The 20,861-nt window shown below is 60.0% G+C and carries 21 protein-coding genes; 14 read left to right on the top strand and 7 right to left on the bottom strand.

Going from position 1 to position 20,861, the window contains the following annotated elements:
- Positions 1-9: 9 nt before the first annotated feature.
- Positions 10-972: a chemotaxis protein CheV gene (locus KO536_RS12685; RefSeq protein WP_133077352.1), complete on the bottom strand. Its 963-nt coding sequence runs from the start codon at positions 970-972 to the stop codon at positions 10-12.
- A gap of 78 nt (positions 973-1,050) precedes the next feature.
- On the opposite strand from KO536_RS12685, the gene flgA reads away from it, so the two are divergent.
- The 4 genes from flgA (at position 1,051) to KO536_RS12665 (ending at position 3,655) form a co-directional block, all read left to right on the top strand.
- Positions 1,051-1,821, top strand: coding sequence for a flagellar basal body P-ring formation chaperone FlgA (gene flgA, locus KO536_RS12680; protein ID WP_219262052.1), 771 nt, complete (start codon positions 1,051-1,053; stop codon positions 1,819-1,821).
- Between the two features lie 151 nt (positions 1,822-1,972).
- On the top strand, positions 1,973-2,299 hold the full coding sequence (gene flgM / locus KO536_RS12675; protein WP_219262051.1) for a flagellar biosynthesis anti-sigma factor FlgM: 327 nt from the start codon (positions 1,973-1,975) through the stop codon (positions 2,297-2,299).
- A gap of 51 nt (positions 2,300-2,350) precedes the next feature.
- Entirely contained in the window at positions 2,351-2,818 is a 468-nt protein-coding gene (locus KO536_RS12670) for a flagella synthesis protein FlgN (RefSeq protein WP_219262050.1), read from the top strand.
- A gap of 96 nt (positions 2,819-2,914) precedes the next feature.
- Positions 2,915-3,655, top strand: a complete 741-nt coding sequence (locus KO536_RS12665; protein ID WP_133077349.1) for a flagellar brake protein — start codon at positions 2,915-2,917, stop codon at positions 3,653-3,655.
- Positions 3,656-3,725: 70 nt separating this feature from the next.
- On the opposite strand, the gene KO536_RS12660 is transcribed toward KO536_RS12665, so the two are convergent.
- Both KO536_RS12660 and KO536_RS12655 read right to left on the bottom strand, forming a co-directional pair.
- The gene (locus tag KO536_RS12660; protein ID WP_219262049.1) at positions 3,726-5,048 is read right to left on the bottom strand and encodes an MFS transporter; all 1,323 of its coding nucleotides are present in this window, start codon (positions 5,046-5,048) and stop codon (positions 3,726-3,728) included.
- A 65-nt stretch (positions 5,049-5,113) separates the two neighbouring features.
- Positions 5,114-6,355, bottom strand: coding sequence for a glutamine synthetase family protein (locus tag KO536_RS12655; protein ID WP_219262114.1), 1,242 nt, complete (start codon positions 6,353-6,355; stop codon positions 5,114-5,116).
- Between the two features lie 374 nt (positions 6,356-6,729).
- On the opposite strand from KO536_RS12655, the gene KO536_RS12650 reads away from it, so the two are divergent.
- The gene (locus KO536_RS12650) at positions 6,730-8,028 is read left to right on the top strand and encodes a histidine-type phosphatase (protein WP_133077346.1); all 1,299 of its coding nucleotides are present in this window, start codon (positions 6,730-6,732) and stop codon (positions 8,026-8,028) included.
- On the opposite strand, the gene KO536_RS12645 is transcribed toward KO536_RS12650, so the two are convergent.
- Together KO536_RS12645 and KO536_RS12640 are read right to left on the bottom strand one after the other, a co-directional pair.
- Positions 7,983-9,248: an EAL domain-containing protein gene (locus tag KO536_RS12645; protein ID WP_133077345.1), complete on the bottom strand. Its 1,266-nt coding sequence runs from the start codon at positions 9,246-9,248 to the stop codon at positions 7,983-7,985. The two genes, KO536_RS12650 and KO536_RS12645, sit on opposite strands and share 46 nt — an antisense overlap.
- A gap of 121 nt (positions 9,249-9,369) precedes the next feature.
- Complete coding sequence (locus KO536_RS12640) at positions 9,370-10,131, bottom strand: FadR/GntR family transcriptional regulator (RefSeq protein ID WP_219262048.1); 762 nt, start codon at positions 10,129-10,131, stop codon at positions 9,370-9,372.
- A gap of 241 nt (positions 10,132-10,372) precedes the next feature.
- Here KO536_RS12640 and KO536_RS12635 point away from each other — a divergent pair, with 241 nt between their 5' ends.
- From KO536_RS12635 to KO536_RS12595, 9 genes are all read left to right on the top strand, one after another.
- Positions 10,373-11,113, top strand: coding sequence for an SDR family oxidoreductase (locus tag KO536_RS12635; protein ID WP_133077343.1), 741 nt, complete (start codon positions 10,373-10,375; stop codon positions 11,111-11,113).
- A gap of 82 nt (positions 11,114-11,195) precedes the next feature.
- A complete protein-coding gene (locus KO536_RS12630) occupies positions 11,196-12,044 on the top strand; it encodes a fumarylacetoacetate hydrolase family protein (protein WP_133077342.1) in 849 nt (282 codons plus the stop codon).
- Positions 12,045-12,058: 14 nt separating this feature from the next.
- Positions 12,059-13,336 (top strand): L-fuconate dehydratase, encoded by a 1,278-nt coding sequence (locus KO536_RS12625; RefSeq protein WP_133077341.1) that lies wholly within the window; start codon positions 12,059-12,061, stop codon positions 13,334-13,336.
- A 24-nt stretch (positions 13,337-13,360) separates the two neighbouring features.
- Entirely contained in the window at positions 13,361-14,206 is an 846-nt protein-coding gene (locus KO536_RS12620; protein ID WP_133077340.1) for an amidohydrolase, read from the top strand.
- Positions 14,203-14,979 (top strand): SDR family oxidoreductase, encoded by a 777-nt coding sequence (locus KO536_RS12615; RefSeq protein ID WP_219262047.1) that lies wholly within the window; start codon positions 14,203-14,205, stop codon positions 14,977-14,979. Before KO536_RS12620 ends, KO536_RS12615 begins: the two co-directional genes overlap by 4 nt.
- The gene (locus KO536_RS12610; RefSeq protein WP_219262046.1) at positions 14,976-15,317 is read left to right on the top strand and encodes an L-rhamnose mutarotase; all 342 of its coding nucleotides are present in this window, start codon (positions 14,976-14,978) and stop codon (positions 15,315-15,317) included. Before KO536_RS12615 ends, KO536_RS12610 begins: the two co-directional genes overlap by 4 nt.
- 56 nt (positions 15,318-15,373) lie before the next feature.
- Positions 15,374-16,609: an L-fucose:H+ symporter permease gene (fucP, locus tag KO536_RS12605; protein WP_133077337.1), complete on the top strand. Its 1,236-nt coding sequence runs from the start codon at positions 15,374-15,376 to the stop codon at positions 16,607-16,609.
- Between the two features lie 40 nt (positions 16,610-16,649).
- Complete coding sequence (locus tag KO536_RS12600) at positions 16,650-17,972, top strand: MFS transporter (RefSeq protein ID WP_219262045.1); 1,323 nt, start codon at positions 16,650-16,652, stop codon at positions 17,970-17,972.
- Between the two features lie 95 nt (positions 17,973-18,067).
- Positions 18,068-18,319, top strand: a complete 252-nt coding sequence (locus tag KO536_RS12595; RefSeq protein WP_219262044.1) for a hypothetical protein — start codon at positions 18,068-18,070, stop codon at positions 18,317-18,319.
- A gap of 120 nt (positions 18,320-18,439) precedes the next feature.
- Here the strand turns inward: KO536_RS12595 and KO536_RS12590 are convergent, their stop codons facing one another.
- Together KO536_RS12590 and KO536_RS12585 are read right to left on the bottom strand one after the other, a co-directional pair.
- Positions 18,440-19,708, bottom strand: coding sequence for an MFS transporter (locus tag KO536_RS12590; RefSeq protein ID WP_133077334.1), 1,269 nt, complete (start codon positions 19,706-19,708; stop codon positions 18,440-18,442).
- Between the two features lie 116 nt (positions 19,709-19,824).
- Complete coding sequence (locus tag KO536_RS12585) at positions 19,825-20,781, bottom strand: LysR family transcriptional regulator (RefSeq protein ID WP_133077333.1); 957 nt, start codon at positions 20,779-20,781, stop codon at positions 19,825-19,827.
- Positions 20,782-20,861: the final 80 nt, after the last annotated feature.

Here is a 20,861-nt window from a genome sequence, read left to right as displayed (position 1 = left end):
TCCTGCCTCTTAAATCGATTTGACCGCCAGGGGTGAGCCCTGGCTATGGTCTGCTGCTTTTATCCGGTCAACTACCCGGGATGCCAGGTCATCAGGTCGGAACTTGGCCAAAAAGTCATCGGCACCGACCTTTTTCACCATAGCCTGATTGAATACCCCGGATAACGAAGTATGCAGAATGATGTGCAGCTTTTGCATCCGCGGATCGTTACGGATTTCAGCAGTCAGGGTGTAGCCGTCCATTTCCGGCATCTCGATATCCGAGATCATCATCAGAAATTCTTCAGACGGGTCCTTGCCCTCCTCCACCAGCTTGCGCAGGTAGTCCAGCGCCTGACGGCCATCATTCAACGACACCACTTCAACGCCTACCGTTTGCAGGCAACGGGCTACCTGCTTGCGTGCCACCGACGAATCGTCGACGGTCAGCACCCGCAATGACAGTGCCTTGCTCCGGGTTTCGACATCCACTACACCGTGGGTGATGGTTTCAGGTGATGGCGAGACTTCTGCCAGTACCTTCTCGACATCGATGATTTCGACCAGCTGATCGTCCAGCCGGGTGACGGCCGTCAAGTAATGGTCGTTACCCGTGCCCTTGGGCGGCGGATGGATCTCTTCCCAGTTCATGTTCACGATGCGTTCAACCGAGCGAACCAGAAAGCCCTGAGTCTTGGTGTTGTACTCGGTGATGATCACAAACGGGCTGCTTTGATCTTTCAGGGCCCCCGCCCCGGTGGCCATGGCCAGATCGAGAATCGGGATGGTCGCGCCTCGAATGCTCGCCACACCACATACCACGGGATGAGACTTGGGAATCAAGGTCAGTTTCGGGCATTGCAGCACCTCCCTGACCTTGAACACATTGATCCCGTAAAGCTGTGGTCCATCCAGACGAAACAACAACAGCTCCAGGCGATTTTGCCCGACCAGCTGAGTGCGCTGGTTAACCGCATCCATCATCCCGGCCATTCTCAGCTCCTCTTAAAAACTTCAAGTTTCATCACGCACTTCCCGGTAAACGGCACGGGGCTTGCTTTTTTATCGGCCATGAACGCAAAAACGACAATTTCCTGCCACCGGCCCTTCCTCCAGACCCTGCGCCGCAGCTGTCTGAGCGTCCTGGCGGCTGGCACCCTGATTGGTCTGGGCACTCATACCCAGGCTGATGCGTTTACATCGCCTGATCAGCTTATCGGCGTGACCCAGGGCTTTCTTGAATTCACCGTTGAAGACTACCTGGCAACCAGCCAGACCGAGGGGCGATATCAGATCCAGGTCAACAACCTTGACCCCCGTCTGCGACTGGCTCATTGCGACAAGGAATTGACAGCAACCCTGGAAAGTCCGGCACAACCCATGGGCCGGGTGATCGTGCGCGTGCGCTGCGAAGGGGGCTCGCCCTGGACTATCTTCGTTCCAGCCCAGGTCAAACTGTTCCGTGACGTGGTCATCGTCAATCACCCGCTCAAGCGCGGCATGGTGATCGACTATGCCGATGTCACCTTGCGCGAGCGGGATATCAGCCTGATCAATCAGGGCTACCTGACGGCGACTGAACTGGCAGTGGGTCAAAAGCTGCTGCGGCCCATGATCACCGATCAGGTACTGACCCTCACGCACCTGGAACAGGTTGCCACCGTGCGCAAGGGCGACCATGTGGTCATCAGCGCCCGTAGCGGTACGTTAAGTGTCAAAATGCCCGGCGAAGCCCTGTCAGACGGAGGCCTCAGCGAGCAGATACGAGTCAAGAACCTGAACTCCAAACGTGTGATCCGGGCCCGAGTGACAGCACCCGGTCAAGTTGAGGTGGCATTGTAGGAAAGTTGGCATCAGTCTCCGGACTTTCCTACACTGTGGTTTGACACAGATCAGTACAGTTCTGTGTGAAGCTATGATTAATCGAGCCTAAAGTTTTTCCGGGTATGGCCGAAAACATGGCAAGCGTCCAAATACCCAGAGGTTTATCGTTATGGTCATCGACTTCAGTCGTCTTGGCAGCGCGCCGCCCTTAACCGGCAGTACGCGCAGCAATGCAAATCAGGAAGCAGGCAGCACCACGCAAGCGGCCCCGGCTAAAGGCCCTGAGCAAACCAGCGCCAGCGCCCCCAGCGGGGAATCTGTACACCTCAGCCAAGAGGCTCAGCAGTTGCAGAAGATCAGCGACTCGTTGCGTGACCAACCTGTTGTCGACAAAAATCGGGTGGCCGAGCTTAAACAGGCCATCGCCGAGGGCAGCTACAAAGTCGACAGCAACCGGGTCGCCAGCAAACTGCTCAACATGGAAGCCCAGCGCTAGGCCCACATGGCCTGTGCCAGGCTTTTGGACGCTTAACTCCCAGAGCCCGTTATGCACGACGAAAATTTACTGCAACTGATCAATGATGACCTGGCCCCCGCCGAACAACTGCTCGGCCTGCTGCAAGACGAGTCCATTGCCCTGAAAGGCCGCGACATGCAGGTGCTGGAAAACATTCTGGCGCGCAAACAGTCGTTGATCATTTTGCTGGAACAACATGGCCGCAAGCGCAGCGAGATTCTCGCGGGCCTTGGCCTGGCCACCAACCGCAGTGGCCTCGAAAGCCTTGCCAGCCACTCAAGCGTGGGCGCGCAACTGCTCAGCCAAAGCGATGTGCTGAACCAGTTACTGGCCCAATGCCAGGCTGCGAACCTGCTCAATGGACAGTCGATCCAGACCCAGCAGGCAATCACCGCCAACCAGCTGCGCATTCTTCATGGCGGCGAAGCCCCCTCGTTGTATGACGCCCGCGGCACCACTTCGATGCTCAACAAGCATCGCGCCTACAGCCAGGCTTGAGCCTGCGCATCCGCAGCCTGTAGCGAGACACGCACCATAATGGCAGAATGCCTCTTTTTTGCGTGTCGCTGTATTTTGTCTGGAGATTGATCAACCGTGTTCGACGCCCAAGATGCTCCGCAACCGCCAAAGGTGCTGACCACCCCTTTGGAAATTGCCTCCAACCTGCGGATGCTGCAAGAGAGCCATGACCCGCTGATCATCACTTTCCAGGATCGCACCCAGCGCTTCCAAAGCTATGTGGTGGATATAGACCGTGAGCGCAACACCATGGCGCTGGACGAAATGATCCCCCGTGACGGCGAGCGCTTTCTTGAGGCTGGCATACCGTTTCGGGTTGAGGGTTTCCACGATGGCGTGCGCATTGCCTGGGAGTGCACCACGCCGCTGACCCTTGATGACAGCAAGGATCACCGCTGCTATCGCGGTGCGCTACCCCGCGAAGTGGTTTACCACCAGCGGCGCAACGCCTTTCGTGCGGCCCTGCGGCTGGCCAATCTGGTCAGCGTGGAGGTCGCGGGTGAAAAGCTCAAAACCCCGATCAAAGGCAAGTTGCTGGACGTTTCTGCAACGGGCTGCAAATTGCGTTTTGAGGGTGATATCGGCCAGGGCATGCAACTGGGTCAGGTGTATGAGCGCTTCAGCGCCGACCTGCCGTTTGGCCTGATGTCCACCCCGGTCGAGTTGCGTTACCTGCACTTTGAAGAGCGGCTGAACATTACCTTTGCCGGCATGCGCTTTCACAACATCAGCGGCGCCGTACAGCGTCAGGTCGAACGTTTTGTGTATCAACTGCAACGCGAAGCGCGCCAGTTTGATAAAGACGACGATTACTGAACGTGAGTGAACCCTGCACATCCTGTGGGAGCTGCCTTCGCGAGCAAGCCCGCTCCCACAGGGAAAGTGTCTAGGGCTTGGGTTCTGGCTCCGGCTCCGGCTCCGGCTCCGGCTCCGGCTCCGGCTCCACGTTATCCACCATCTGCTCCTGCACCACCTGCTCATCCACCCGCGGGTCAAGCGCCGCTACCAGCGGTGAACTGGACATGCTGTCAGGCATTGCCACGTGATGCAGCGGCGCATCATCGACCTGGTGCAGGTTGGTCACTGCATTCGGGCGAATTCGCCACACCAGGATCAAACCCGCCACGCTGAAAAAGGCGTAGAGCATGTGGCTGCCAAGCACCTTCATCAGAACCCCCGCCACCAGCGGTCCCACACTCGCCCCAATGCCGTAGGTCACCAGTAACATGGCGGTCAGCGACACTCGACGCTCCGGCTCAATGTGGTCATTGGCAAATGCCACGGCCAGCGGATAGATGCAAAACTGCATCAACGCCGCCATGCCTCCGGCCACAAACAGCACCTCCAGCGGTACCGACGGCAGGATCGCCAGCGGCAATGCGGCCAGCGCCAGCAAGAAGGCGAAGATGCGGATCAGCAACGGCCGGTCATAGCGGTCGGACAACCAGCCCAATGGCCACTGCACCAGCAACCCGGCAAAAATACAGCTACCCATGTACAGACCGACCAGCTCGGTCGACAGCCCCTGCTGCGAGGCATAAAGCGGCGCCAGACCGTAGAACGAACCCACCAGCAGGCCCGCGCCCATCACCGCGATCAACGACTGGGGTACACGCTTGATAAAAAACTTGGGGTCCATCGGTGCGGGGTGCAGGGGCGCCGGGTGAATACGTCGGGTCATGGCCACGGGCACCAGGCACAGGGCAAAGCACAACGCCACAACCATCAGCAATTCGAGCCCCAGGGCCGGATGGATCACCAGGATCAATTGGCCGAGCACCAGGCCCAGATAGGAAGCGATCATGTACAGGCTGAACACCACGCCTCGCTGCTTGGCATCGGCCTGCTCATTGAGCCAGCTTTCGATGACCATGTACTGGCACATCATGCCCAGACCGACGATCACCCGCAGCAGCAACCATACCGGCAACCAGTCCGTCAGCCCGTGACACAGCACCGCCGCACCGACAATACCGGCGCAGGTGGCGTAGGCACGGATATGCCCGACCCGGGCAATCAGCCGGTGGCCGATCTTGCCGCCCAGGACCAGGCCAAAATAGTTGGCCGCCATCAACGCGCCGACCCACAGGCCGTCAACGTTGTCGGCCGCCAGGCGCAGCGCCAGATAGGTACTCAAGAGGCCAGAGCCGATCAACATCATCAGCGAGGCAAAGTACAACGCTCGAAAAGACTTCCAGATTTGGTGCATTGGCTTTCCGTGCGGCTCCTTGTATCTGCAGCCGGGGCAAGGCCCGGTGCCACAGATTTAAACAGTTAAGCCTGAGCCGCCAGAACGCGACGCTCCCAGGGAGTTATTTCGTCATGGAAGCTGGTAAGTTCCAGCGTCTTGGACGCAACGTAACCTTCGATGAACTCCACCCCGAACAGTTCAATCGCCAACTGACTGCGCTTGAGGCGATCAAGGGCTGCATGCAAGGTACAGGGCAATGACAGCGCCGGGGGCACTTCGAATTCGCCCTGAATCGCAGCGCTCGGTTCCAGCTCATGCTCAATGCCATATAACCCTGCCGCAAGGCTGGCGGCAATGGCCAGATACGGATTGGCGTCAGCGCCCGGCAAACGGTTTTCAACCCGCCGCGCCACGGGTGAGCTGGCCGGGATCCGAAGGCCTGCAGCACGGTTATCGTGGGACCAGCACGCATTGTTCGGCGAGGCATAGGGGTGGAACAGACGCTGATAGGAATTGACGTTGGGCGCAAACAGCGCCGTGAAGTCAGCCATGCCTGCCTGCTGCCCACCGATAAAGTGGCGAAAGGCGGCCGTCGGCTGCCCCGCCTCGTCGCTGAACACATTACGACCGCTGCCCAGCTCCACCACGCTCTGGTGAATGTGCATCGAGCTGCCGGCGGTGTGGGCCAGTGGCTTGGCCATGCACACAACGGTCAGTCCATGCTTGAGGGCGACTTCCTTGAGTAAATGCTTAAACAAAAACGTCTGGTCGGCGAGCAGCAGCGGATCACCGTGCAGCAGGTTTATTTCAAACTGACTGACGCCCATCTCGTGCATAAAGGTGTCGCGCGGCAAGCCCAGTGCCGCCATGCATGCGTAGACCTCGCTGAAAAAAGGCCGCAAGCCGTTATTGGAGCTGATGCTGAACGCAGAAAAACCTTCTTCAGGACGACCATCGAGCCCCACAGGCGGACGGAATGGCTGAGTCGGATCGGTGTTGGGCGCAAACACAAAGAACTCAAGCTCAGTCGCCACCACCGGCGCCAGACCGCGGGCCGCGTAACGGGCAATAACCGCCTTCAACTGACCTCGCGTCGACAACGCCGAGCTTTCACCGCTGAACTCATCGGCGTCACAAATGACCAGGGCACGGGGCTGCTGACTCCAGGGCAAGCGATGGAGTTGGGCAAGGTCTGGCACCAGGGCCAGGTCGCCATCGTCGCTGCCATAGAAACGCGACTCGGGGTAGCCGCCCATGATGCATTGCAACAGCACGCCACGGGCCATCTGCAAGCGCCGACCTTCGAGAAATCCCGCAGCGGTCATCACCTTGCCACGGGGTACGCCATTGAGATCGGGCGTGACGCACTCAACCTCATCAATACCCGCCAATCGCTGTGCGAGTGAGCCCTGGCCATCGCTCGTCATGACACGTTCCTTGTTGTGCAGGCCACTGAGGGCAATGTGTACAAAATACGCACCTGCTCCAGATTTGTGTAGTCGCTGATGATGGACCGTATCGGCATTGTGGGAGCGGGCTTGCTCGCGATTCAGGCGGCGCGGTCCACCAGGTACACCGCGTCGATACTATCGCGAGCAAGCCCGCTCCCACAGAGCCAATACGCCAGGTTGTGCGGTGTTTACCCGATAACTGTCTAAGCTCTTTGCCCACCGTGTCAGGAAGACCAAAAGGAAAAACCATGAAGCCGCTGCCCCCTCTCTACACCAGCCTGCTGCTGGCCAGCCTGCTCAGCCCTGCAGCCTTCGCCCAAACCCCCACAAGCGATGGCTATGTGCTGGATAAAGTCGTGCAAGTCAGCCGTCATGGCGTGCGACCTCCCACCCAATCCAATGAAAAACTGCTGACCTCCGTCACTCAGCGCCAATGGCCAACCTGGCTTGTGCCCTTGGGCAACTTGACCGGCCACGGCTATACCGGTGCTGTCGAAATGGGCCGCTACCGCGGGGAGGTACTGCGCACCGCCGGACTGATCCCCAAGGGTTGCCCGGATGCCAGCCAGTTGCTGGTACACGCCAGCCCCCTGCAGCGCACCAAGGCCACCGCACAGGCCCTGCTCGATGGCATGTTCCCCGGCTGCGGGCTGCAACCGACCTATGTCAGCGGCAATCAGGACGCCTTGTTCCAGGCCAATGAAATGCCCTTTGCCGCCCTTGACCCGGTGAAAGCCAAAGCCGAAATCCTCAAAGCCCTGGGTGGCAGCGTCGAAGCGGCACAGGCGCGCTACCAACCCTTTGAAGAAAAACTCAGGGAAGTCGCCTGCCTGCCCGGGGCTGACTGCCCCTATGGCAAACAAGCCTGGACCCTTGAACAAAACGCCAAGGGCCGCTTCTCGATCAAGGGCCTGAGCGCGGGCGCCAACATGGGCGAAGTGTTCCGCCTGGAATACAGCCAGGGCTTGCCACTGGATAAAGTCGCGTTCGGCAACGGTCGTACCGCAGCCCAAGTGTCCAGCCTGATGGTGCTGACCAAAGCCAAGTACGACTACCTCAATGACATCCCTTATATCGCCAGTCGCGGTGCGTCAGAGCTGATGAACCAGATTTCGCTGGAACTCAAGCAAGGCACCCCGCTGGCCCAAAAAGACGGGCAAAGCATCCCGCCTGATGTGCCGCTGATGCTGCTCGTGGCCCACGACACCAATATCGCCTACCTGCGCACCATGCTCGGCTTCGGCTGGAAGCTGGGGGACTACATCGAGAACAATATCCCGCCCGTCGGTACGCTGCAGTTTGAACGCTACAAGGAAGTCAAAACCGGCGAGTACTTTCTGCGCATTGCCTTTGAGGCGCAGTCAATGGATCAGATCCGCAACCTGACGCAGCTGACCGGCGCCCAAAAACCGCTCAAGCGTGATTTCAACAGCGCCGGGGACTGCCGTAAAACCAGCGTCGGCCTGCTTTGCCCGCTCAAGGATGCGATGGCCACCGTGGATCAGAACATCGACCCGACTGCACTGACGCCGTACTCATTCGAGTGATCCGGCGCCGTTGAAACCTCAGCGCCAGGACTGGCTTCACGTTGTTGCAACCAGTGCAGCAAGTCCTGTCCGCTCATGGGTCGTGCAAACCAGTAGCCCTGCCCTTCAACGCACCCCATTGTCAGCAAGCGCTGAAACTGGGCCTCGGTTTCGATCCCTTCAATGACCACCGACAGGCCCAGGGTTTTACCCAGGGCCAGGGTGTTGGCGATCACCGCTTCGCAGCGCGGTTCATGCTCCAGGTGGCGAACAAACCCGGCGTCGAGCTTGATTTCATTAAATGGCAACTGACACAGCCGTTGCAGCGAGGAAAACCCGGTTCCAAAGTCGTCGATCGATAACCGGCAGCCCATCATTCGCAGGCGTACCAGGTTCTCCAGGCTGGCGGCTGGCGCTTGCAGCAGTCCGTTCTCGGTCAGTTCGAAGGTCAGCCTGGAGCCTGGCGTCGCATGCCGGGTCAGGATGCCCTTGAGGGTGTAAGTCAGCTGGTTATTGGCCAATTGCGCGGTTTGCAGGTTGAACGCCATGTTCAAGGGAAAGCCCTGAATCCTGGCTTGCTCTTGCAGTCTCAACGCCTGATCCAGTTGGGCAAACAACATGTCGTCCATCAACCCGCAGCGCTCCAGCACCGGGATAAACATGGCCGGGGGCAGCACCCCTTTACTCGGGTGCTGCCAGCGACACAGCACCTCAACACCACACACCTCGCCGGTCTGCAGGTTGAACTTGGGTTGGTACCAGGCCTGCAGTTGCTGCAGGGCCAGGGCCTGGCGCACCTCGTCTTCACAGGCCAGTTGCACCTTACTGCCGGGCGTTTTCTCGGTGGTGCAGGCGCCCTGATACTTTGCCAGCAGAGGCCCAAGCACTTCGGCGTGCAGCGGCTTGCCGACATCACCCAGCAACTCCAACCCCAAAAGGGTAACGATCTGACGCGCCGTGCGGCGCAAGTCAGCCGACAGGGCACTGCTGATGATGATGGCTTTGACTTGCCCCGACTTGCCCACCCGGCGCAAAAAGGCCAGACCGTCCATGCCTTCCATCTGCAAATCGCAGACGGCGATATCCACCGCACCTGCCTGCTCAAGAACCGCCAGCGCCTCACTGCCATCGCTGGCCTCAAACACTTCATGACAGCCCAGCGAGCGAAACAGGCTCACCGCTACGGCGCGCTGGAAGTCGTCATCTTCCAAAATCAGGATACGCAGTGAATGACCAGACATCAGGTTGACCCATCGAAAAACGGTGTAGGTCAATTGTCCCGGAGACAACAGGATAGTTACCTAGGAAATTTCCCCTTAAACGTAGGAATTATCCCAAGCCGACCCGGCTGTCGATTGAGCGTCAGCGAGCACTGCGGGTGAAGATGCGGATCACCTCATCCAGGTGCTCGGCCATGGCCTGACGCGCAGCCTCCGGGTCGTGCTGCTCCAGCGCTTGCAGCACGCGCCGGTGTTCATTTTCCGAACGATGAATCATGTCGTCCGGGGTGTAATGGCTTTGCAAACGCTGGAACATGCTGCCGTAACGGTGCCCCAGCAAATGCTGGATCATCAGCGCATAGGCCGGGTTGTCCGAGGCCTGGGCGATGCGGATATGGAACAGGCGGTCGCCCGGGTGGGTATGGGAGTCTTCGCGATTGTCCTGCACGTTGCGTTCGAACGCCTCGCGGATGCCCGCCAATTCTTCGTCACTGGCATTCACCGCCGCCAGTGCAGCGGCCTCGGGCTCGATCAGGCGCCGGGCCTGAAGCAAGGCGAACGGCGGGATTTCAGCGCTGAAATCAACTTCGATGCCCAGTTCGGGGTCCAGTTCTTTCCACTGATTGCGGGTGGCCTGGGCCATCACCGGCTCATCGGACACCTCCTGCACCGGAGGCTCACAGACCAGCACTCCGTTACCCACGCGCACATCCACCAGGCCGATGACTTCCAGCGCAATCATCGCCTCGCGCACCGAAGCGCGACTCACGCCCAGCAACTTGGCCAACTCCCGCTCAGCCGGCAAGCGGCTGCCCGGCGGAAATTCACCGCTGTCGATCAAGGCCCGTAGCTGATCAGCGATTTGCCGATAAAGCCTTTGATTATCAATAACTTGAAATGGCATAAGGAAATAAGCTCTGGTAAGGACAGCCTTCGACAAGCTCGTTTGGCAAAAAAAGGCGCTTGTTGAAGCTTGAGGTGCATGCTACAAAAGGACCAATGGCCTGACCATTGGACGGATAACGTAAAGCGATCATAGCAAACCTTATCCACACACTTGCGTCGTTTTGCCATTTGTTACGCTCGCAATGGCCTGACCATTAGACCTATAACGACAAAAACAACAACATCGCAATGGAGCACCCATGGATCTTTCCGGCAAACGCGTGCTGATCACTGCGGCCGCTCAGGGTATTGGCCAGGCCAGTGTCCAGGCGTATCTCGCCGCTGGCGCCGAAGTCTTCGCCGCCGACATCAATGCCGCCGCCCTCGACGCCCTTGAAGGCGCGCACACTCATCTCCTGGACGTCACCGACGCCGCTGCCATCGAGCGCCTGGCCAAAACACTTGGCCCGCTGGATGTGCTGTTCAACTGCGCGGGCGTGGTTCACAGCGGCAATATTCTGGAATGCAGCGAAAAGGACTGGAGCTTCGCCCTGGACCTCAACGTGACCGCCATGTACCGCATGATCCGCGCTTTCTTGCCGGGCATGCTGGGCAACGGCGGCGGTTCGATCATCAACATGGCCTCGGTGGCCTCCAGCGTCAAAGGCGTGCCCAACCGCTTTGCCTACTGCGCCAGCAAAGGCGCGGTCATTGGCCTGACCCGTTCAGTGGCGGCTGATTTTGTGAGCCAGAACATCCGTTGCAACGCCATCTGCCCCGGCACCGTCGACTCCCCTTCCCTGCGCCAGCGCATCAGCGAACAGGCTCTGCGCGAAGGCCGCAGTGTCGACGAGGTGTACGCCGCCTTTGCTGCGCGCCAGCCCATGGGCCGCATCGGCACCGCCGAAGAAATCGCCCAGTTGGCGCTGTACCTGGGATCGAGTGCCAGCGGCTTCACCACCGGCACGGCACAAATCATTGATGGCGGCTGGAGCAACTGACGCCATCGCTTTTGACTTTGCTCTCGTGGGAGCGGGCTTGCTCGCTTCCACAGGGCCCTACCCCTTCCAAAAAGGATTGTTTATGAAACTGCTGCGCTACGGTGACAAAGGTCAGGAACGCCCTGCCCTGCTCGACAACAACGGTCAACTGCGCGACTTGTCCGCAGTGGTCGCAGACATCGCAGGCCAAACCCTGAGCCCCGAAAGCATTGCCCGCCTGCAAGATATCGACCCCTCGACCCTGCCACTGGTTGAGGGCTCCCCACGTATCGGCGCCTGCGTTGGTCAGGTCGGCAAATTTATCTGCATCGGCCTCAACTACGCCGACCATGCTGCCGAAACCGGCGCCGCCATCCCCGCCGAGCCTGTGGTGTTCAGCAAATGGACCAGCGCCATTGTCGGCCCCAACGACAACGTTGAAATCCCGCGCAACTCGCGCAAAACCGACTGGGAAGTCGAACTGGGCGTGGTCATCGGCAAAGGCGGTCGCTACATCAGCGAAAGCGATGCCCTTGAGCATGTGGCTGGATATTGCGTGATCAACGACGTGTCCGAGCGTGAGTTCCAGCTGGAGCTGGGCGGCACCTGGGACAAAGGCAAGGGCTGCGACACCTTCGGCCCGCTTGGGCCGTGGCTGGTGACCCGTGATGAAATCGCCGACCCGCACCAGCTCGACCTGTGGCTGGAAGTGGACGGCAAGCGCTACCAGAACGGCAACACGCGGACGATGATTTTCCAGATCCCGAAAATCATCAGCTACCTCAGCCAGTTCATGAGCCTGCAACCGGGCGACGTGATTTCCACCGGCACCCCGCCAGGTGTCGGCCTGGGCATCAAGCCCGAACCCGTGTACCTGCGCGCAGGCCAGACCATGCGCCTGGGTATCAGCGGGCTGGGCGAACAACAGCAACGCACCGTGAATGCCGACTGACAGGGAGCTGCACCATGACCACGATTACTGCCGTACGGGTTGAAGACATCCGCTTCCCCACCTCGCAATCGCTCGACGGTTCTGACGCGATGAACCCGGACCCGGACTACTCGGCGGCCTATGTCATCCTCGAAACCGACACCCCGGGCCTTGAAGGCCATGGCCTGACCTTCACCATCGGCCGTGGCAATGAAATCTGCTGCGCCTCGATCAAGGCCCTGTCCAGCCTGCTGGTGGGGTTGAAGCTGGAATGGATCGCCGAAGACATGGGCCGCTTCTGGCGCCACGTCACCAGCGATAGCCAACTGCGCTGGATCGGCCCGGACAAGGGCGCCATTCACCTGGCCACTGGCGCGGTGGTCAATGCCGCCTGGGACCTGTGGGCCAAGGCAGAAGGCAAACCCGTGTGGCGCCTGGTGGCCGACATGAGCCCCGAAGAACTGGTGCGCTGCATTGATTTTCGCTACATCACCGACTGCATAACCCCGGCACAAGCCCTCACGTTGTTGCGCGAACGCGCCCAGGGCAAGGCCGAGCGCCTGGCTTCGCTCGAAGCTGACGGCTACCCCTGCTACACCACCTCGGCCGGGTGGCTCGGTTATGCCGATGACAAACTGCGCAGGCTGTGCCAGGAGGCGGTGGATGCAGGCTTCAGCCACGTCAAACTGAAGGTCGGCCATGACCTGCAGGACGACATCCGCCGCGTGCGTATCGCACGCGAGGTGTTGGGGCCGGATCGCCAGTTGATGATCGACGCCAATCAGGTATGGGAAGTGGACGAGGCCATTGACTGGGTGCGCGAGCTGTCATTTGCCAACCCGTGGTTTATCGAAGAACCCACCAGCCCGGACGACGTGGAAGGTCATCGCAAGATCCGCCTGGGCGTTACCCCGGTCAAGGTCGCAACCGGTGAGATGTGCCAGAACCGTATCGTGTTCAAGCAACTGATCATGCGCGAAGCCATTGATGTGGTGCAGATCGACGCCTGCCGTCTCGGAGGGGTCAATGAAGTGCTGGCCGTGATGCTGATGGCCGCCAAATACAACCTGCCCGTGTGCCCCCATGCGGGTGGCGTAGGTTTGTGCGAATACGTGCAGCACCTGTCGATGATCGATTACCTGTGCATCGCCGGGACTCACGAAGGCCGGGTGGTGGAGTTTGTCGACCATCTGCATGAGCACTTTGAAGACCCGTGCGTGATTCGCAACGCGGCCTATATGCCACCCCAGGCGCCGGGCTTCTCGATCCAGATGAAAGCAGCGTCCCGCGAGCAGTATCGGTACCGGGGCTGAACCCACGGGCGGAGCACAATAATAATGTCGTCCTTACACTCACTACGGCTCGATGCCCACCAGCACTTCTGGCGCTATGACCCGGCCAGCTATCCCTGGATAGGTCACGGCATGGACGCTTTGCGCCGCAACTTTGAGCCTGAAGACCTGCGCCCGCTGCTGGATGCGGCCGGGCTTGACGGCTGCATTGCCGTGCAGGCCCGGGCCTGTACCGGCGAAACCGATCAATTGTTGCTGTTGGCTGAGCGTTACCCGTGGATTCGCGCCGTGGTGGGTTGGGTCGACCTGTGCGCGGGGGATCTTGAACAGTCCCTGGAGCGCTGGGCGCAGGCACCGGCATTGCGTGGTTTTCGGCATCAACTGCAAGACGAAGACTCACCGGCCGGTTTCATGCAGAACCCGGCGTTCAACCGGGGGCTGAGCACCTTGCAGCGCCAGGGCCTGGTCTATGAAGTGCTGATCAAGGCCCAGGATCTGGGGGCGGCAACGGCACTGTGCCGACAACACGATCAGCATCATCTGGTGCTCGACCACCTGGGCAAACCCGATGTGCAGGCCAACCATTTAAAGGCCTGGGCCAAACAGCTCGCGCCGCTGGCTGCCTTGCCCCACGTCAGTTGCAAGCTGTCGGGGCTGATCACCGAAGCCCATTGGCAAGACTGGCACAGCGGGCAACTGACGCCTTATTTGCACACCGCACTGGAACTGTTCGGCCCCGACCGCTTGATGTTCGGCTCCGACTGGCCGGTGTGCCTGCTGGCCAGCGAATACGCACACACCTGCGACGTGCTCGCCAGCGTGTCGCAAGACGCGGCCATTTGGGGTGGCACGGCGTGCCGCGTCTACAACATAGAGGGATCGACTCCATGAATCTGTATCTGCAAGACAAGGTTTTTATCGTCACTGGCGGCGGTTCGGGGATTGGCGCGGCCATCTCCCTGGGGCTGGCCGACGAAGGCGCGATACCGGTGATTTTCGGTCACAGCCCACTGTCCGATGAACTGGCACGGCAACTGGATCTACGCGGTACGCCGAGCCTGTTCATCCAGGTCGAACTGCGTGACGAAGACGCCTGCCGCGCAGCGGTCGCGACGGTGCTGCAACGCTTTGGACGCATCGACGGGCTGGTCAACAACGCCGGGGTCAACGACAGCGTAGGCCTTGAGGCCGGGCGCTCGGCCTTTGTCGATTCCCTGGAAAAGAACCTCATCCATTACTACGTGATGACCCACTTGTGTGTCGACGCGCTCAAGGCCACTCGCGGGGCCATCGTCAACATCAGCTCCAAGACGGCCCTCACCGGGCAAGGCGGCACCAGCGGTTATACCGCGGCCAAGGGCGCGCAACTGTCGTTGACCCGCGAATGGGCCACTTCGTTGCTGGCCGACGGGATTCGGGTCAATGCGGTGATCCCGGCAGAAGTCATGACCCCACTGTATGAGCGCTGGATCGACACGTTCGCCGACCCGAAGGCCAAGCTTTCGAGCATCGTCGAAAAAATCCCCTTCGGCCAACGCATGACCACGGCCTCGGAGATCGCCGACAGCGTGCTGTTTCTGCTGTCCTCGCGTGCCTCCCACACCACCGGGCAATGGCTGGTGGTGGACGGTGGCTACACCCACCTGGACCGGGCGCTGACATGACTCACCAGTGCCTGGCGCTGGACCTCAAGGACGACCCGGCATTGATCGCCGAGTACGAGCGCCTGCACCGGCACATCTGGCCGCAGATCAGCGCCCACCTGCGCCAGCACGGCGTACTGGACATGCAGATCTGGCGCCTGGGCACCCGGTTGTTCATGGTCATGGACACCGCCCCCGGCTTCAGCACTGAAGCTTTTGAACGGGCCAGCGCCAGCGACCCCAGGGTGCAGGAATGGGAGGCACTGATGTGGCGCTTCCAACAGCCCACACCCTGGACCTTGCCCCATGAAAAATGGGCGCCAATGAGCCGGATATTCAGTTTGAAACACTCATCCTGACCCGCTTCCACACAGAACCATGCAAGTCGCACACAACAATAAAAAGGAGATGCGTCATGTCACTCAAGCACTCGAACGTCGCAGAGCCGTCCTTTACCCGGGCGGTTACGTCCTATCGCTGGGCACTGATTCTGGTGACCTGCCTGTTTTTCCTGTGGGGGCTGTCCTATGGCCTGCTCGATGTACTGAACAAACACTTTCAGGAAACCCTGCACGTCAGCAAGGCCCAGTCAGGCCTGCTGCAAAGCGCGTACTTCGGGGCGTACTTTCTGATCGCCCTGCCTGCCGGCTTCATCATGGACCGATACGGCTACAAGGCCGGTATTTTGCTGGGCCTGTGCCTCTACGCCACCGGCGCCCTGCTGTTCATGCCAGCCGCTGCCGCACAGAGCTTTCAGTTCTTTCTGTTCGCCCTGTTTGTAATCGCCTGCGGCCTGGGTTGCCTGGAAACCGCCGCCAACCCGTATGCCACGGTATTGGGTGAGCCCGCCGGTGCCGAGCGACGCTTGAACCTGGCACAGTCATTCAACGGCCTGGGGCAGTTCTTCGGACCGTTGATTGGCGGCGCACTGTTCTTCAGTGGCGCCAACAGCACCGACACCACCCAATCGCTGCAAATGACCTACCTGGTGATTGCCGCACTGGTGTTGCTGGTGGCGGTGCTGATCGCCCGCACCCCGTTGCCCGACCTGCGCGAGCAGGAAGTGCAAGCCGGGCAGCACGACCACAAAACCCTGTGGCAGCACCGCGAGTTCGTCACAGGGGTGATCACCCAGTTTTTCTATGTGGGCGCCCAGGTCGGCGTGGGTGCTTTTTTCATCAACTACGTCACCGAACACTGGGCACACATGAGCAGCCAGCAAGCCGCGTATTTGCTCTCGGTGGCGATGCTCAGCTTCATGTTTGGCCGGTTCTTCAGCACCTGGCTGATGGGCCGCGTCAACGCCCAGCGTCTGCTGCTGATCTACGCATTGATCAACGTCGGGCTGTGCGCGGTGGTGGTGACGGGGATTGAAGGCCTGTCGGTGGTGGCGCTGGTGGCGACGTTCTTCTTCATGTCGATCATGTTCCCGACGCTGTTTGCCATGGGCGTGAAAAACCTCGGGCCGCATACCAAGCGCGGCAGCTCATTCATGATCATGGCCATTGTCGGCGGCGCGCTGCTGCCCTACGTGATGGGCCTGGTGGCCGACCACACCTCCACGGCCGTGGCCTACCTGCTGCCGATGGGTTGCTTTGTGATCGTTGCGGCTTATGCCCGTGGCGCTCTCAGAGGCAAGCCAGCCCTTTAAATGCCGTTGTACTCCACAAAAAAAATAATCGGAGCACCTCATGTCCAACCCCGTCCTGCAACAGGCGCTGAGTAAAATTCGCTGGCGCATCCTGCCCTTTGTCGCGTTGATGTTCGCGATGGCCATCATCGACCGTTCCAACATCGGCTTTGCCAAACACGCCTTTCAGGCGGACACCGGCCTGAGCAACGCAGCGTTTGCGTTGGGCGCGGGGATTTTCTTTATCGGCTACGCGGTGTTCGAAGTCCCCAGCAACCTGATGCTGCACAAGATCGGCGCCCGCATCTGGCTGAGCCGGATCATGGTCACCTGGGGGCTGGTGTCGGCGGCGATGATGTTTGCCCACGACGAAACCAGCTTTTACATCCTGCGTTTTTTGCTGGGCGTGGCCGAAGCGGGTCTGTCGCCGGGGGTGGTGCTGTACCTGACCTACTGGTTCCCGCAGAACCAGCGCGGCTCGGCCTACGGCATCTACTATTTCGGCGTACCGGTGTCGCTGATGGTGGGCGGGCCCGTGTCGGGCTGGTTGCTGGAAACCGCGCAATTCGGCCTCACCGGCTGGCAATGGATGTTTGTGACCGAAGGCCTCGCGGCTTCGATCATCGGCGTGTTTGCGTTCTTCTACCTGACCGACAAACCCCGCGACGCCAAGTGGCTGAGCCCTGAAGAAAAGGCAGTCATCGAACACGAACTGGAAAAAGAACACCTGCTCAAGGCCAACAAGGGCCCTTCGTCGTGGCGCGCGGCACTGATCAACCCGGTGGTGCTGTACTTCACCCTGATCTATTTCACGATTCAAGTCAGCGTCTATGGGGTGCTGTTCTACCTGCCGACGCGGATCGCCGAGTTGCTGGGCACCGGCATTGGCTTGAAAGTCGGCGCACTGACTTCAATTCCGTGGATTGCCACCGTGTGCATGCTGTACATCGTGACCCGCCATGCCGACCGCACAGGTCAGCAAACCCGCTTCGCCGCGCTGATGCTGGCATTGGCGGCAGTGGGCATGGTGGGATCGACATTGAGTGGCAGCCTGCCACTGGTGATTTTGGCGTTCTGCGTGGCTGCCGCCGGCTTTATTACCGTGCAACCGTTGTTCTGGACACTGCCTACCCGCTTTTTGGGTGGCGCGGCGGCGGCCAGCGGGATTGCGGTGATTGGTGCGCTGGGCAACCTGGGTGGTTTCCTGGCACCCACGGTCAAAACCTGGGCCGAGGGCTACTTCAACAACCCCCATGCAGGCATGTACTTTTTGGCCGGGACAGCGTTGCTGGGCGCGCTGATGTTGATCCGCTGCGCAAGAACCGGACAAGAACCCGGCATTCAGGTTGATTCACCGTCCGTGACAGCACCTGCGACACGCTGACCGCAGCGGCGGGTATTAACACGGGTCACATGTGAGCTACATTGGGAAACAGTTGGAATCAAAACAACAGCCCGAAATCTCACAAAGGGTGACCCGTGAATACCAATCAAAAACTGAGAACTTTCGACCTGATTCGCGAAGCGGTACTGCCCGAGTACCGCGACCGGGTGAACGAGTACCTGAGCCTTTATGAAGAGGCGCTCCAAAGCGAAAGCACCCGCACTGCCGATAGACACGCCAGCGCCCATCAACTGCGGGGCTACCTGCGCGGCCTGAACACCACCCGGGTGCTGGGCATGGCTGAATGGGAAGAGCTGGACCGACGCATTACCGAGTCGTGGTTGTAACGGTAAACACCTATCCCCCCTGTGGGAGCGGGCTTGCTCGCGATGATATCGACGCGGTGGTTCAGAGACACCGTGTCGCCCGAATCGCGAGCAAGCCCGCTCCCACAAACCCTCTCTCAGTCAGGCGGGGACAAACGCAGCCTGCGGTGCCTGCGGGGCTTTCGGCTCCTTGAGCAGCGCAAAGTAGGCGAAAGCCGAACACGCAGCCACCACCGCACTGATCACGAATGCCGAAGAAAACGAGCCGCTCTGCTGAACGCTGAACCCCGTCAGGATCGGGGCTATGGAGCCCGCCAGATAACCGCCAAAGTTCTGGATCGAACCAAACGAAGCGACACGCTCCGACGGCACGATGGTGTTGACGATCATCCACGCCGTGGCGCTGGAGATGTTGATGAAGAACATGGTCAGGCACAGCAGGATCACGCACGCCACCACGTTGGTGGTAAACGCCACGATCAGGGTAAACAGCGCCCCGCCCAGCAGGCCCAGAATCACCATCAGTTTTCGGCTGGCCAGTACCCGCATGCCCCTCGCCACCAGGCGGTCGCAGCATTTGCCGGCGACGATGGTGCCCAAGGCGCCGAACAGGTAAGCCAGCGATACCACCCAGGCCGTGCGGTACAGGTCCAGGCCATGCTCGCGCTCAAAGTAGCCGGGCAGCCAGGTGAGGTTGAGCCAGATCATGTAGATCACGCCCATGAACCCGAGGAATGCACCCCATGTATTGCGGTCCTTGAACAGCGAGGTCCAGCGCACTTTCGGCGCCTTGGCCTGCTGCACCGGTACCGGTTCTGCGCGGCCTGTTTCGGCCATGTATTGCGCTTTGCTTTTGTAGAACTTGAACCAGCACACCGCCAGTAACAGGCCCATCACACCGGTCAGGATGAACATCCCGCGCCAGCCCAGATGCACCATGAATACGGTCAACAAAGGCGGCGCCAGGCACGGCCCGATGCAGGTCGAGGACCACACCCAGCCGGTTGCCGTGCCCCGCTCCTGGGTGTCGAACCACTCCGACAAGGCCTTGGCCGCCGAAGGAAAGACCGGTGCCTCGCCAATCCCCAGCAATACCCTCAGTCCGACCAGATGGCCGTAGCTGCTGAATAGCCCGAAAGCCGCCTGCGCTACCGACCACACCACCAGCGAGCCACCCAGTGCCAGCTTGCTGCCCAGCTTGTCGATCAAGGCACCGAGGGGGAGTTGGGAGAAGGCGTAGGCAATGGAAAATGCAGAGAGCATCACGCCCATTTGCATCGGGCTGATGGCCAGGTCTTTCTGGATAGTGGTGTTGGCGATGGACAGCGCACTGCGGTCCAGGTAGTTGACCACGCCAATCAGGAACAGGAAGAAGATTGTCAGCGTCTTGTAGCTTTTTATTGTTCTCATTCGCGCCTCTCATGAGCGGTTTCGCCCCTACCCGGCAGGTGGGGCGACGCTCACTTTAGAGGGCGATCTGGCCTGTGCCCAATCACATGATTGGATCAGTTAATAACTGAGGGTTATCAAGATGTCTGGCGAGCACCGCGCAGGGCATCGGGACCACTTAACAGGGCATCGATAAAGGCTTTGGCAGACCACTGAGGCACTTCGTTGCGCCGGGTAATCACGCCGTAATCCGCCAGTACCAGGGGAAACGGCAACGCCAGACGGGTCAAGCGCCCGGCCTGGATTTCCGGCTCGACCATCGACTCCGCCAGCATGGCCACCGCAGGCGTTGTTTGCAGCAGTTGCATCGTGGTTTGCAGGGACACGGTTTCCACGGTGTTTTCAGGGGTTTGCATACCCGCCTCGACAAAGGCTTTTTCTACCCGCGCCCGCATCGGTGTGCCCGTGGGGTAAATCACCCAGGGCCAACTGCCGAGTTCGGCCAGGGGGACTTCGCTGGCCCCCGCCAACGGATGCTGACTGCCGGTGACCAGACACAACGGCTCCGGTGCCAGCGCCTGGAACTCGAACAGTTCACGGTGACGGTCGAGGGTAAACCGGGCCACCACCAGGTCCAGTTCCTTGTGTTCAAGCAGGGTCAGCATGTTGGCACTGGTGCCTTCAAGCACTTGCACGGTGAGCAACGGCCACTGCTGCTTGACCCTCACAATCGCCGCGGGCACCGCCAGAGCCGTTGCCGCATAGATAGTGCCGACCTTCAGCAGGCCATGCCCGCCCTGGCGCAGATGATTGATCTGGCTGACGAACTGGCCGGTATCGTTCAACGCGATCTGGGCGAACCGGGCCACGTGGGTACCCAGATCGGTAAGCGTCATGCTGCGCGGCAAACGGGCAAAGACGTCGAAACCCAATTGGTGCTCGATCTCACGCAGCATCTTGCTGACTGCTGGCTGGCTGATGCTCATTTCCTGCGCGGTGGCATGCATGTTTTGCGTGCGCGCCAGCGTGTCGATAAGCACCAAATGGCGAAACCGCAGCCAGTTGCACAGTTGGTTAAACCCGACATCCGCCATCCGATAACCTCCGGTTATTAAGTCCTGAGAATATCTCATTGGCGATTATCGCAAAGCAACTTTAGTGTGAAGGGGTTGCG

Source organism: Pseudomonas sp. NKUCC02_KPG, from assembly GCF_019345465.1.
In the GTDB taxonomy this organism is placed as follows: Bacteria; Pseudomonadota; Gammaproteobacteria; order Pseudomonadales; family Pseudomonadaceae; genus Aquipseudomonas.
This window is presented reverse-complemented; position numbering and strand designations above follow the sequence as displayed.

Coding starts and splice junctions, on each gene's coding strand:
- KO536_RS12685 (WP_133077352.1), bottom strand. CDS start 972: ATGGCCGGGATGATGGATGCGGTTAACCAGCGCACTCAGCTGGTCGGG.
- KO536_RS12620 (WP_133077340.1), top strand. CDS start 13,361: ATGTCGTCCTTACACTCACTACGGCTCGATGCCCACCAGCACTTCTGG.
- KO536_RS12585 (WP_133077333.1), bottom strand. CDS start 20,781: ATGGCGGATGTCGGGTTTAACCAACTGTGCAACTGGCTGCGGTTTCGC.
- KO536_RS12650 (WP_133077346.1), top strand. CDS start 6,730: ATGAAGCCGCTGCCCCCTCTCTACACCAGCCTGCTGCTGGCCAGCCTG.
- KO536_RS12660 (WP_219262049.1), bottom strand. CDS start 5,048: ATGCACCAAATCTGGAAGTCTTTTCGAGCGTTGTACTTTGCCTCGCTG.
- KO536_RS12655 (WP_219262114.1), bottom strand. CDS start 6,355: ATGACCGCTGCGGGATTTCTCGAAGGTCGGCGCTTGCAGATGGCCCGT.
- KO536_RS12615 (WP_219262047.1), top strand. CDS start 14,203: ATGAATCTGTATCTGCAAGACAAGGTTTTTATCGTCACTGGCGGCGGT.
- KO536_RS12590 (WP_133077334.1), bottom strand. CDS start 19,708: ATGAGAACAATAAAAAGCTACAAGACGCTGACAATCTTCTTCCTGTTC.
- fucP (WP_133077337.1), top strand. CDS start 15,374: ATGTCACTCAAGCACTCGAACGTCGCAGAGCCGTCCTTTACCCGGGCG.
- KO536_RS12645 (WP_133077345.1), bottom strand. CDS start 9,248: ATGTCTGGTCATTCACTGCGTATCCTGATTTTGGAAGATGACGACTTC.
- KO536_RS12610 (WP_219262046.1), top strand. CDS start 14,976: ATGACTCACCAGTGCCTGGCGCTGGACCTCAAGGACGACCCGGCATTG.
- flgM (WP_219262051.1), top strand. CDS start 1,973: ATGGTCATCGACTTCAGTCGTCTTGGCAGCGCGCCGCCCTTAACCGGC.
- KO536_RS12670 (WP_219262050.1), top strand. CDS start 2,351: ATGCACGACGAAAATTTACTGCAACTGATCAATGATGACCTGGCCCCC.
- KO536_RS12625 (WP_133077341.1), top strand. CDS start 12,059: ATGACCACGATTACTGCCGTACGGGTTGAAGACATCCGCTTCCCCACC.
- KO536_RS12640 (WP_219262048.1), bottom strand. CDS start 10,131: ATGCCATTTCAAGTTATTGATAATCAAAGGCTTTATCGGCAAATCGCT.
- KO536_RS12635 (WP_133077343.1), top strand. CDS start 10,373: ATGGATCTTTCCGGCAAACGCGTGCTGATCACTGCGGCCGCTCAGGGT.
- KO536_RS12630 (WP_133077342.1), top strand. CDS start 11,196: ATGAAACTGCTGCGCTACGGTGACAAAGGTCAGGAACGCCCTGCCCTG.
- flgA (WP_219262052.1), top strand. CDS start 1,051: ATGAACGCAAAAACGACAATTTCCTGCCACCGGCCCTTCCTCCAGACC.
- KO536_RS12600 (WP_219262045.1), top strand. CDS start 16,650: ATGTCCAACCCCGTCCTGCAACAGGCGCTGAGTAAAATTCGCTGGCGC.